This is a genomic window from Pseudomonas sp. IT-P176, assembly GCF_949767245.1.
Classification (GTDB): Bacteria; Pseudomonadota; Gammaproteobacteria; order Pseudomonadales; family Pseudomonadaceae; genus Aquipseudomonas.
In genome coordinates this window covers 308,596-319,959 of record NZ_CATKPN010000068.1, presented here as the reverse complement: position 1 = coordinate 319,959, position 11,364 = coordinate 308,596, and the positions used below count along the sequence as shown (strand labels likewise).

The window sequence follows — 11,364 nt, the reverse complement described above, 5'->3', positions numbered from 1 at the left end:
TCTAATCCAACACCCCGGTCGGCCCACAGGTGTAACGTAGCACCACAGCTGTGTAGATACCTATGCCCATCGCGGGCAAGCCTTGCTCCTACCGATAGCAGACAGCAGACAGCTGCATTGGGATTTGGCGGCTTCGCGCCGCTGCAGTACCCTATGCGCCAAACTGCCAGGTATCCCCGCGCCCCATGCTCTTCCTGATCGCCTACATCAGCAGCGTCGTGCTGATCAACTACGCCTTTTCCACTGCACCACACCTGGACATCATCTGGTCGGCCTGGGGTGGGCTGGTGTTCGTGCTGCGCGACATGGTGCAGATCCGCTTCGGCCATGGCGCGATCATTGCCATGCTGGCGGCGCTGGTGTTGTCGTACCTGACATCCGATCCTTCCATTGCCCTGGCCAGCGCCACTGCGTTTGCAGTGTCGGAGTGCATCGATTGGCTGGTGTTCAGCATCACCAAGCGGCCCTTGCACGACCGGTTGTGGATCAGTTCGGCGCTGAGCATTCCCCTGGATACCTTCATTTTCTTCGGTATGATCGACGCCCTGACTCCCGGCGTGCTGCTCACCGCCCTGGGCTCTAAGTTCGCCGGCGTGACGGCCGTGTGGCTGATCATGGCCTGGCGCCTGCGCAAACAGGCGATCGTCAGCTAAGGCCAAAGCCGCTGGTTCATGTAAAATGCCGCGCTTTCTCCCCATGGGAAGTGCGCGCTGCGCCATATCCCTCGATGATCCGCTCCTTTGAGGAACTTCAGATGACTCGTATCGGAACTCCATTGTCGCCAACCGCGACCCGCGTATTGCTGTGTGGCTGTGGTGAGTTGGGCAAGGAGGTGGTGATCGAGCTGCAACGCCTGGGCGTTGAAGTGATTGCCGTGGATCGTTACGCCGACGCGCCAGCGATGCAGGTGGCGCACCGCAGCCACGTGATCAACATGCTCGACGGTGCCGCGCTGCGGGCAGTGATCGAAGCCGAGAAGCCGCACTTCATCGTGCCGGAAATCGAAGCCATCGCCACCGCTACCCTGGTGGAGTTGGAGGCCGAAGGCTTCACCGTGATCCCTACCGCCCGTGCCGCGCAACTGACCATGAACCGCGAAGGCATCCGTCGCCTGGCCGCCGAAGAGCTCGACCTGCCAACTTCCCCGTACCACTTCGCCGATACCGTCGAAGACTATCGCAAGGCGGTCGAGGACCTGGGCTTCCCTTGTGTGGTCAAGCCGGTGATGAGTTCCTCGGGCAAGGGCCAGAGCTTGCTGCGCAGTGCCGATGACGTGCAGAGCGCCTGGGACTACGCGCAGGAGGGCGGGCGTGCCGGTAAAGGCCGGGTGATTGTCGAGGGCTTCATCGACTTCGACTACGAAATCACCCTGCTGACCGTGCGCCACGTTGGCGGCACCACTTTCTGTGCCCCCGTCGGTCACCGTCAGGAGAAGGGCGATTACCAGGAGTCCTGGCAGCCACAAGCCATGAGCCCGATTGCCCTGGCAGAATCCGAGCGGGTAGCCAAGGCCGTGACCGAGGCCCTGGGTGGGCGTGGTCTGTTTGGCGTCGAGCTGTTCATCAAGGGTGATCAGGTGTGGTTCAGCGAAGTCTCGCCGCGTCCCCATGACACCGGCCTGGTGACTCTGATTTCCCAGGACCTGTCGCAGTTCGCGCTGCACGCCCGGGCAATTCTCGGCCTGCCGATCCCATTGATCCGTCAGTTCGGTCCTTCGGCTTCGGCGGTGATTCTGGTGGAAGGGCAGTCGACCCAGACTGCGTTTGCCAACCTGGGGGCTGCCTTGAGCGAACCGGATACTGCGTTGCGCTTGTTCGGCAAGCCAGAGGTGAACGGCCAGCGTCGCATGGGTGTGGCGCTGGCGCGCGATGAGTCGATTGAATTGGCCCGGGCTAAAGCAACCCGCGCTTCTCAGGCTGTAGTGGTAGAACTCTAAACTGCAGCGCGGCTATCGCGGGCAAGCCCGCTCCCACAGGATGTTCGGCTGATCACAAATTTTGTGTACACCAGAAACCCTGTGGGAGCGGGCTTGCCCGCGATGGCGTCTTATCAGGCCACCCGATTCAAATCGTTGTTACGCGTTTCCTTCAGGCACAGCACGGCAATCAAGCTGAGCACCGCTGCCCCCGACACATACCCGCCGACATAACTCAAACCGCCCATCGCCACCAGTTTCTGCGCAAAGAACGGCGCCGCCGAGGCTCCGACAATGCCGCCCAGGTTGTAGGCTGCCGATGCGCCGGTGTAGCGCACGTGTGTCGGAAACAGTTCCGGCAACAGCGCGCCCATCGGCGCAAACGTCACGCCCATCAGGAACAGTTCGATGCACAGGAACAGCGCCACGCCCCAGGTCGAACCCTGGGTCAGCAGCGGCTCCATCAGGAACCCCGACAGAATCGCCAGCACGCCACCGACGATCAGCACCGGCTTGCGTCCGTAACGGTCGCTGGCCCAGGCCGACAGTGGGGTGGCGGCGGCCATGAACAGCACCGCGAAGCACAGCAGGCCGAGGAAGGTTTCGCGGCTGTAGCCCAGGGTCGAAACCCCGTAGCTCAGGGAGAACACGGTGGAAATGTAGAACAGTGCGTAGCACACCACCATCGAGCCTGCGCCCAGCAACATCGGTGCCCAATATTGGCTGAACAGCTCGACCAGTGGGATCTTCACCCGTTCCTGGCGTGCCATGGCGTTGGCGAACACCGGGGTTTCGTGCAGCTTGAGGCGCACATACAGACCCACCATCACCAGTGCGGCGCTGAGCAGGAACGGAATGCGCCAGCCCCAGGAACGGAACTGTTCATCGTCCAGGGTCATGGCCAGGGTCAGGAAAAGGCCATTGGCGGCCAGGAAGCCGATCGAAGGACCCAGTTGCGGGAACATGCCGAACCAGGCGCGTTTGCCCGGTGGCGCGTTTTCCGTGGCCAGCAAGGCAGCGCCACCCCATTCCCCGCCCAGCCCCAGGCCCTGGCCGAAGCGCAGCACGCACAGGAGGATCGGCGCCCAGGCGCCAATGCTGTCGTAACCCGGGAGTACGCCGATCAAGGTGGTGCAGACGCCCATCAGCAGCAGCGAGGCGACCAGGGTCGATTTGCGCCCGATACGATCACCGAAGTGGCCGAATAGCGCCGAACCCAACGGCCGGGCCAGAAAGGCGATGCCGAAGGTCAGGAAGGCCGACAGCATTTGCGCGGTGCCGGAAGTCTGGGGGAAAAATACCGGGCCGATCACCAGTGCCGCGGCAGTGGCGTAGACATAAAAGTCGTAGAACTCGATGGCCGTGCCGATAAAACTCGCGGTGGCCACTCGGGTGGCGGAGTTAGTCGGTTGGGCAGGTGTGGCTTCGCCGTAAGTGGTGCTCGTCGTCATGCGGTTATCCCTGACAGTCATGTGCTCGCGAGGAGCGAATTATTATGGTTGAAGCACCCAGGGATGTTGGGGTGGGGCGCGGAGGGCGCTCCAGGTAGGAGCGTTCGCCGCAGAGTCGTGCAACTGGCCGCAAGACACTGGGTGCGGGTAGCACGGTCTGCGGCGGGGCTTGGGTAAGCGTTGTGATTATAGGAAGGGGGCTAACGATTCAACAAGAGGCTGTGCAGTGCTCTTTCAGCCAATTGCAGGCACGGACGTGGTGTGCCAGATCAGCACCTGGCTGACGCGGTTTTCCTCGGTTGCGAGGATCTCCAACCGATAGCGGCCGATTTTCAGGCACACCGGGCAGTCCGGAATGGTTTCCAGCGCCTCGGTCACCAGGCCGTTGAGGGTTTTCGGGCCGTCGCTGGGCAGGTGCCAGCCCAGGGTCTTGTTCAGTTCGCGGATGGACGCTGCGCCGTCGATCACCAGCCGTCCATCGGCTTGCGGGTGAATGTGCGGGTTGTCGAGGCTGTGCTGGCTTTCGAACTCGCCGACGATTTCCTCGAGGATGTCTTCCAGGGTCACGATGCCCTGCACTTCGCCGTATTCGTCGACCACCATGCCCAGGCGCCGCTGCTGTTTGTGGAAATTCAGCAGCTGCAGTTGCAGTGGGGTGCTTTCCGGCACGAAGTACGGTTCGTGGCAGGCCGCCAGCAAGGCCTCTTTGGTCAGGCTGGCATCGGGCAGCAAGTGGCGGACCTGCCGGGTGTTGAGTACCGCCTCGACCTGGTTGATATCGCTGTGGAACACCGGCAGGCGCGTGCGTTTGGTGGCGCGCAGCTGTTCGATGATGTCTTCGAGCGGATCGTCGAGGTTGATCCCGTCCACTTCGCTGCGTGGCACCAGGATGTCGTTGACGGTGATGTTGTCCAGCGCATGAATGCCGGCCAGGGCGTGGGGGCGACAGGCGGCATGTTCGTGCTCGTTGTCGTTTATCGGAGTGGGCTGTGGCTCGTCTTCGCTCTGTTGCACCACCTTGGGTTTGCGTGCCAGGGGCCTGAGCAGCAGCAGGCTGATGCTGCTGAGCAGCCAGGCGAGCGGGTAGAGGATCTTCAATGGCACGCCGAGCAGGGTGTTGCCCAGCGCCAGGATGGTATCCGGATAACGACTGGCGAGGGTGCGCGGCAGGTAATCGGCGAATATCAGCAAGGCCGCCGTGGCGCTCAGGCAGGCGAGCCAGGGGCCGTTGTCGGCCCAACCGAATACCGCCAGCAGGGTGCTGATGACCACCACCAGTGCCCGGCACAAGGTATTGCACAGAATCAGGCTGCTGAGCTGGAAGTTGAGCCTGGCCACCGGCTTGTCGTTCGCCCGTGAGGCGGTGCGTTGAGCCAGCAGTTGCTGTTGCGCCGCTTCGATGGCGGTAAACAGGCCCGACCAGAGGATCAGCAGGGCCAGCACGGCGAGCAATGGCCCTATGGGCAGGTTATCCATAACGAATGCCCGTCAGATGTGCAGGATGAATTCGCGGACCAGCTTGCTGCCGAAATAGGCCAGCATCAGCAGGCAGAAGCCGGCCAGGGTCCAGCGAATGGCCTTGTGTCCGCGCCAGCCGAGGCGATTGCGGCCCCACAGCAACACGCTGAAGACGATCCAGGCCAGGCACGCCAGCAGGGTCTTGTGCACCAGGTGCTGGGCAAACAGGTTCTCGACGAACAGCCAGCCGGAGATCAGTGACAGCGACAGCAGGGTCCAGCCGGCCCAGAGGAAACCGAACAGCAGGCTCTCCATAGTTTGCAGCGGCGGGAAGTTCTTGATCAGCCCTGAGGGGTGCTTGTGCTTGAGTTGATAGTCTTGCACCAGCACCAGCAGCGCCTGGAACACGGCGATGGTGAACATGCCGTAGGCCAGGATCGACAGCAAGATATGGGCGAGAATCCCGGGCTCCTCGTCGATTACCTGCACCGTGCCCGACGGCGCGAACTGCGCCAGCAGCACCGTGGCCAGTCCCAGTGGGAACAACAGCAACAGCAGGTTTTCCACCGGAATGCGTGAGCACGCCAGCAGGGTCAGGGCAATCACTGCGGCGGCAATCAGGCTGGCGGCGCTGAAAAAATCCAGGCCCAGGCCGATCGGCGTCACCAAGTGGGTGAACAGGCTCGCGCTGTGGGCCAGGACGGCGAGGATGCCGAGCATGACCAGCAGGCGTTTGTTCACCTTGGCGCCTGTGGCCAGGCGAGAGCCTTGGTAGAAAGTCGCAGCGGCGTATAAGCAGGCGGCGGCGAGTGTCGTGAGCAAACTGGGTGACAAGGGGAGCATAAATCCTGTTAGGCAAGCCCGAAAGAGAATGAGTTTGGCATACAACCCTTGTCGCATGAAAGACCGCACAACCAGACGGCGGGTGTGCGCCAGACGCAGTCTTCGCTATAATCCGCGACCTGCCCACGCCGCAGGCTCGCCGAGCACATGTTTTTCACGGTCTGGGCCGCCATTACCTCGGTCTCCATAGGGCCTGAAAGGATCGCGCATGTTTGAAAACTTAACCGACCGTCTCTCGCAGACGCTGCGCCATGTCACCGGCAAAGCCAAGCTGACTGAAGACAATATCAAAGACACCCTGCGTGAAGTGCGCATGGCGTTGCTCGAAGCCGACGTCGCCCTGCCGGTGGTCAAGGACTTCGTCAATTCGGTCAAGGAGCGCGCTGTCGGCACCGAGGTGTCGCGCAGCCTGACGCCGGGCCAGGCGTTCGTGAAGATCGTCCAGGCCGAACTTGAAAGCCTGATGGGCGAGGCCAACGAAGATCTGAACCTGAGTGCCGTGCCGCCAGCCGTGATCCTGATGGCCGGTCTGCAGGGTGCCGGTAAAACCACCACTGCTGGCAAGCTGGCGCGCTTCCTCAAGGAGCGCAAGAAGAAGTCGGTGATGGTGGTGTCCGCGGACGTCTACCGTCCGGCGGCGATTAAACAGCTGGAAACCCTGGCCAACGACATTGGCGTGACGTTCTTCCCGTCCGACCTGAGCCAGAAGCCGGTCGATATCGCCGAAGCCGCCATTAAAGAAGCACGCCTGAAATTCATCGACGTAGTCATCGTCGATACCGCCGGTCGCCTGCACATCGACGAAGAGATGATGGGCGAGATCAAGGCCCTGCATGCCGCGATCAAGCCGGTCGAGACCCTGTTCGTGGTCGACGCCATGACCGGCCAGGACGCCGCCAACACGGCCAAGGCCTTTGGCGATGCGCTGCCGCTGACCGGGGTGATCCTGACCAAGGTCGACGGTGATGCCCGTGGCGGTGCCGCGTTGTCGGTTCGCTCCATCACCGGCAAGCCGATCAAGTTCATCGGTATGGGCGAGAAGACTGAAGCCCTGGAGCCGTTCCATCCCGAGCGTATCGCTTCGCGCATCCTCGGCATGGGTGACGTGCTCAGTCTGATCGAGCAGGCTGAACAGACCCTCGACAAGGACAAGGCCGACAAGCTGGCGAAAAAGCTGAAGAAGGGCAAAGGCTTCGACCTCGAAGACTTCCGCGATCAGCTGCAACAGATGAAAAACATGGGCGGCCTCGGCGGCTTGATGGACAAGCTGCCGAACATCGGCGGTGTCAACCTGGCGCAAATGGGCAATGCCCAGGGCGCGGCAGAGAAACAGTTCAAGCAGATGGAAGCCATCATCAACTCCATGACCCCGGCCGAGCGCCGCGACCCTGAGCTGATCAGCGGTTCGCGCAAGCGTCGGATTGCCATGGGTTCCGGCACCCAGGTGCAGGACATCGGCCGCTTGATCAAGCAGCACAAGCAGATGCAGAAGATGATGAAGAAATTCTCCGCCAAAGGCGGTATGGCCAAAATGATGCGCGGCATGGGCGGTATGTTGCCCGGCGGCGGCATGCCAAAAATGTAAAGAATTCGCGCCGACAGTCTTGTCGGCGCGGCCCCCACATGGACGTGGGGCCAGCAGTAGCCCGCCTTGGCGGGCGCTGACTCGCCGTTGGAGACAACGGCTCTACCGCAAATCTGGATGGCACGCCGATAGGCGCCAGAAAAAGACATTTGCAAAAGTCCGGATATTCCTTAGAATATGCGGCCTTTCGGGCACCTATGCCCGCTGTGCATTTAGATTTGCAGCACCGACTACAGGAACTATGTTCACATGCTAACAATCCGTCTTGCCCTTGGCGGCTCCAAAAAGCGCCCGTTCTACCACTTGACCGTAACCGACAGCCGCAACCCGCGCGACGGTTCGCACAAAGAACAGGTTGGTTTCTTCAACCCTGTTGCTCGTGGTCAAGAAGTCCGTCTGTCCGTGAACCAAGAGCGCGTAGCCTACTGGCTGAGCGTTGGTGCACAACCTTCTGAGCGCGTTGCTCAGTTGCTGAAGGAATCTGCTAAGGCTGCGGCCTGAGCAATATGAACGCGACGCCAGCCAATGCTGATGATTTGATCGTTATCGGCAAAATTTATTCTGTTCATGGCGTTCGCGGCGAAGTGAAGGTGTATTCCTTTACTGATCCGACTGAAAACCTCTTGCAGTACAAAACCTGGACGCTCAAGCGCGAAGGCAGCGTAAAGCAGGTTGAGCTGGTCAGCGGACGTGGGAACGACAAGTTCCTGGTCGCAAAGCTCAAGGGTCTTGATGATCGTGAAGAAGCGCGTCTTCTGGCCGGTTACGAGATCTGCGTGCCGCGCAACCTGTTCCCTGAACTGACCGACGGCGAGTACTACTGGTACCAGCTCGAAGGTCTGAAGGTCATTGACCAACTCGGGCAATTGCTCGGGAAGATCGATCATCTTCTGGAAACCGGCGCCAATGATGTAATGGTGGTCAAGCCTTGCGCTGGCAGCCTGGATGATCGCGAACGCCTGTTGCCCTATACGGAGCAATGTGTGTTGGCAGTCGACCTGGCAGCAGGCGAGATGAAGGTGGAATGGGATGCGGACTTCTAAGCGTGGCTAACTTGCGCGTAGAAGTGATCAGTTTGTTTCCCGAGATGTTCTCCGCCATCAGCGAGTACGGCATCACCAGTCGGGCGGTGAAACAGGGGCTCTTGCAGCTGACCTGTTGGAATCCGCGAGACTACACGACGGATCGACATCACACTGTGGACGATCGCCCATTTGGCGGTGGCCCGGGCATGGTGATGAAGATCAAGCCCCTGGAAGATGCTCTGGTTCAGGCCAAGGCAGCAGCCGGGGAGGCGGCGAAGGTCATTTACCTGTCGCCCCAAGGCCGTCAACTGACTCAGTCGGCGGTACGCGAGTTGGCGAATGAGGAAGCATTAATCCTGATTGCCGGTCGCTATGAAGGCATTGACGAGCGATTTATTGAAGCTCATGTCGATGAAGAGTGGTCGATTGGTGACTATGTACTGTCTGGCGGCGAGCTGCCGGCGATGGTCCTGATTGACGCGGTTACACGACTGCTGCCTGGAGCTTTAGGGCATGCGGACTCCGCCGAGGAAGATTCCTTTACGGATGGTCTGCTGGATTGCCCGCACTACACCCGACCGGAGGTGTATGCGGATCAGCGTGTTCCCGACGTGTTGCTAAGTGGCAATCACGCGCATATCCGGCGTTGGCGTTTACAGCAGTCCCTTGGTAGGACCTTTGAACGACGCGCCGATCTTCTGGAAAGCCGCTCGCTTTCTGGAGAAGAGAAGAAGCTGCTCGAGGAATACATCCGCGAGCGGGACGATAGTTAACAACGTATCGATGGTAGGTCCGATGACTTACCTTAGGAGCACAGCATGACTAACAAAATCATCCTTGCACTCGAAGCAGAGCAGATGACCAAAGAGATCCCTACCTTTGCCCCGGGCGACACCATTGTCGTTCAGGTGAAAGTGAAGGAAGGCGACCGTTCGCGTCTGCAAGCGTTCGAAGGTGTTGTAATCGCCAAGCGTAACCGCGGCGTAAACAGTGCTTTCACCGTACGTAAGATCTCCAACGGTGTTGGCGTAGAGCGTACTTTCCAGACCTACAGCCCGCAAATCGACAGCATGGCTGTCAAGCGTCGCGGTGACGTACGTAAAGCCAAGCTGTACTACCTGCGTGACCTGTCGGGTAAAGCAGCTCGCATCAAGGAAAAACTGGCTTAAGTCCAGCTTCCGATGCAGAAAAAAGCAGCCTACGGGCTGCTTTTTTGTGCCCGCAGTTTACCTCTGGCGCTGGTCAGGCGCCATTGGCCTCTGGCTGGATCAGCGCCACCAGGGTCCAGCCGGCGGCGGGTTTGATCACGCTGTCGGGTGTCAGCACGTAGACCCAGCCGGTGGGGTCCTGGGCAAACAGCAGGGTCGCACGATCGCCGTGCAGGGCCTGATAGTCCTCCCAGGCAAAACCGTCGGTCAAGTGGGTGGTATAGAGTTCGGCGCCCTGGCTGAGCAGGCTGGCCAGCTTGGTGTAGGTCAGGACCTGGCTGCCCAGCAGTTGCCCACGGTGCTCGTGGCTGGCGCGGTGCTTGTCGGTGCGCCGGCTTTCCTGGCCGCTGGCCAGGGCGAACATGCGCTGCTGCCCGAACTCATGGCGAAAGCGCATGGTTGCCAGGGTATTGAGTTCTCCCGAAGGGGAGAGCGCCAGCAGGTGGCCGAGGCCGACCAGGTCCAGGTGCGCATCCGCGTGCTGCGAGGCCGGGTTGCCGAAGTAGGTGGGCAGCCCCTCCATGCGGGCTGCACGAATGTTTTCCCAGCTCGAGTCGGTCAGCAGCACACGGCTTCCCAGTTGCTGCAGGGCCTTGCCCAGCGCCCGAGAAGGGCCATTGGCGCCAACGATGAGAAACCCGCTGGGGGCGGGTTCGGCAACTTTCAGCAGGCGCGCCAGGGGGCGGGCAGTGGCGCTTTGCAACACCACCGTGCCGATGATCACCGCAAACGTCAGGGGTACCAGCAGCAGTGCACCTTGATGACCGGCCTCATGCAGGCGGATCGCAAAGATTGCCGACACTGCCGCCGCGACGATGCCCCGTGGCGCGATCCAGGCCAGCAGGGCGCGCTCGCGCCAGTTGAGGGTGGAGCCCAAGGTCGAGAGCACCACGTTCAGCGGCCGCGCGATGAACTGGATTACCAGTAATAGCAGCAGGACCAGCGGCCCGAGGGCGATCATCGCGTTCAAGTCCAGTCGGGCCGCCAGCAGAATGAACAGGCCGGAGATCAGCAGCACGCTGAGGTTTTCCTTGAAGTGCAGGATGTGCCGCACATCCACGCCCTTCATGTTGGCCAGCCACATCCCCATCAGGGTCACCGCCAGCAGTCCGGACTCGTGCATCACCTCGTTGGCGGCGATGAAGATCGCCAGTACGGCGGCCAGCGACGCCAGGTTGTGCAGGTATTCCGGCAGCCATTGGCGCCGAATCAGGGTGCCGAGGGCCCAGCCACCGCCGATGCCGAACAAGCTGCCGCACAGGATCACCCCAGCGAATGTCAGCAAGCTGTGCTTGATGCCGTGGCCTTCGGCGCTGGCGATGATGAAGCTATAGACCACCACTGCGAGCAACGCGCCAATTGGGTCAATGACGATACCTTCCCAGCGCAGGATGTTGGCGATCGAGGCCTTCGGGCGCACCACCCGCAGCATCGGCACAATGACCGTAGGGCCCGTAACCAGGGTCAGGCTGCCAAACAGGATCGCCAGCAGCCAGTCGAAACCCAGCAGCCAGTGGGTGGCCACCGCGATCACCACCCAGGTTGCCAAGGCGCCGATGGTCACCAGCCGATGCACTACGCTGCCGATCTCGCGCCATTCGGACAGGTGCAAGGTCAGGCTGCCTTCAAACAGGATCAGCGCCACGGCCAGCGACACTAGGGGCATCAGCAGCGGGCCGAACATTTCCTGTGGGTCGAGCCAGCCCAATACCGGTCCCACCACAATCCCGGTCAACAGCAGAAACAGAATCGCCGGTAGTTTCAGGCGCCAGGCCAGCCATTGGCAGCCTAACGCCGCTGCACCAATGCCACCGAAGGCCAAAAGAATTTGCTGCTCGTTCATTGATGCTCCCTGTTCCTTGAAATAGCTGGCTATGAA

11 protein-coding genes are annotated in these 11,364 nt (G+C 61.0%); 7 read left to right on the top strand and 4 right to left on the bottom strand.

Annotated features, from left to right (window positions below):
- Positions 1 to 185 precede the first annotated feature (185 nt).
- Together ACM6IP_RS20655 and purT are read left to right on the top strand one after the other, a co-directional pair.
- A complete protein-coding gene (locus ACM6IP_RS20655; RefSeq protein ID WP_095166637.1) occupies positions 186 to 653 on the top strand; it encodes a VUT family protein in 468 nt (155 codons plus the stop codon).
- A 101-nt stretch (positions 654 to 754) separates the two neighbouring features.
- Positions 755 to 1,936: a formate-dependent phosphoribosylglycinamide formyltransferase gene (purT, locus tag ACM6IP_RS20650; protein ID WP_320333720.1), complete on the top strand. Its 1,182-nt coding sequence runs from the start codon at positions 755 to 757 to the stop codon at positions 1,934 to 1,936.
- 113 nt (positions 1,937 to 2,049) lie between these two features.
- Here the strand turns inward: purT and ACM6IP_RS20645 are convergent, their stop codons facing one another.
- The 3 genes from ACM6IP_RS20645 to ACM6IP_RS20635 form a co-directional block, all read right to left on the bottom strand.
- On the bottom strand, positions 2,050 to 3,366 hold the full coding sequence (locus tag ACM6IP_RS20645; RefSeq protein ID WP_095166640.1) for an MFS transporter: 1,317 nt from the start codon (positions 3,364 to 3,366) through the stop codon (positions 2,050 to 2,052).
- 234 nt (positions 3,367 to 3,600) lie between these two features.
- Entirely contained in the window at positions 3,601 to 4,842 is a 1,242-nt protein-coding gene (locus ACM6IP_RS20640) for a transporter associated domain-containing protein (protein WP_414862182.1), read from the bottom strand.
- 12 nt (positions 4,843 to 4,854) lie between these two features.
- Positions 4,855 to 5,667 carry an inner membrane protein YpjD gene (locus ACM6IP_RS20635; protein ID WP_095166642.1) on the bottom strand — a complete coding sequence of 271 codons (813 nt, stop codon included), beginning with the start codon at positions 5,665 to 5,667 and terminating at the stop codon, positions 4,855 to 4,857.
- Positions 5,668 to 5,875: 208 nt separating this feature from the next.
- On the opposite strand from ACM6IP_RS20635, the gene ffh reads away from it, so the two are divergent.
- From ffh to rplS, 5 genes are all read left to right on the top strand, one after another.
- Complete coding sequence (ffh, locus tag ACM6IP_RS20630; protein WP_095166644.1) at positions 5,876 to 7,252, top strand: signal recognition particle protein; 1,377 nt, start codon at positions 5,876 to 5,878, stop codon at positions 7,250 to 7,252.
- A 249-nt stretch (positions 7,253 to 7,501) separates the two neighbouring features.
- Positions 7,502 to 7,753: a 30S ribosomal protein S16 gene (gene rpsP / locus ACM6IP_RS20625; protein WP_003198088.1), complete on the top strand. Its 252-nt coding sequence runs from the start codon at positions 7,502 to 7,504 to the stop codon at positions 7,751 to 7,753.
- A gap of 5 nt (positions 7,754 to 7,758) precedes the next feature.
- Complete coding sequence (rimM, locus tag ACM6IP_RS20620; RefSeq protein WP_095166646.1) at positions 7,759 to 8,295, top strand: ribosome maturation factor RimM; 537 nt, start codon at positions 7,759 to 7,761, stop codon at positions 8,293 to 8,295.
- Positions 8,277 to 9,050: a tRNA (guanosine(37)-N1)-methyltransferase TrmD gene (gene trmD / locus ACM6IP_RS20615; RefSeq protein WP_174244565.1), complete on the top strand. Its 774-nt coding sequence runs from the start codon at positions 8,277 to 8,279 to the stop codon at positions 9,048 to 9,050. The genes rimM and trmD overlap by 19 nt, the downstream gene beginning before the upstream one ends.
- A 45-nt stretch (positions 9,051 to 9,095) precedes the next feature.
- Positions 9,096 to 9,446, top strand: coding sequence for a 50S ribosomal protein L19 (rplS, locus tag ACM6IP_RS20610; protein ID WP_003175895.1), 351 nt, complete (start codon positions 9,096 to 9,098; stop codon positions 9,444 to 9,446).
- Positions 9,447 to 9,519: 73 nt separating this feature from the next.
- On the opposite strand, the gene ACM6IP_RS20605 is transcribed toward rplS, so the two are convergent.
- The gene (locus ACM6IP_RS20605) at positions 9,520 to 11,328 is read right to left on the bottom strand and encodes a cation:proton antiporter (RefSeq protein WP_414862181.1); all 1,809 of its coding nucleotides are present in this window, start codon (positions 11,326 to 11,328) and stop codon (positions 9,520 to 9,522) included.
- Between the last annotated feature and the right edge of the window lie 36 nt (positions 11,329 to 11,364).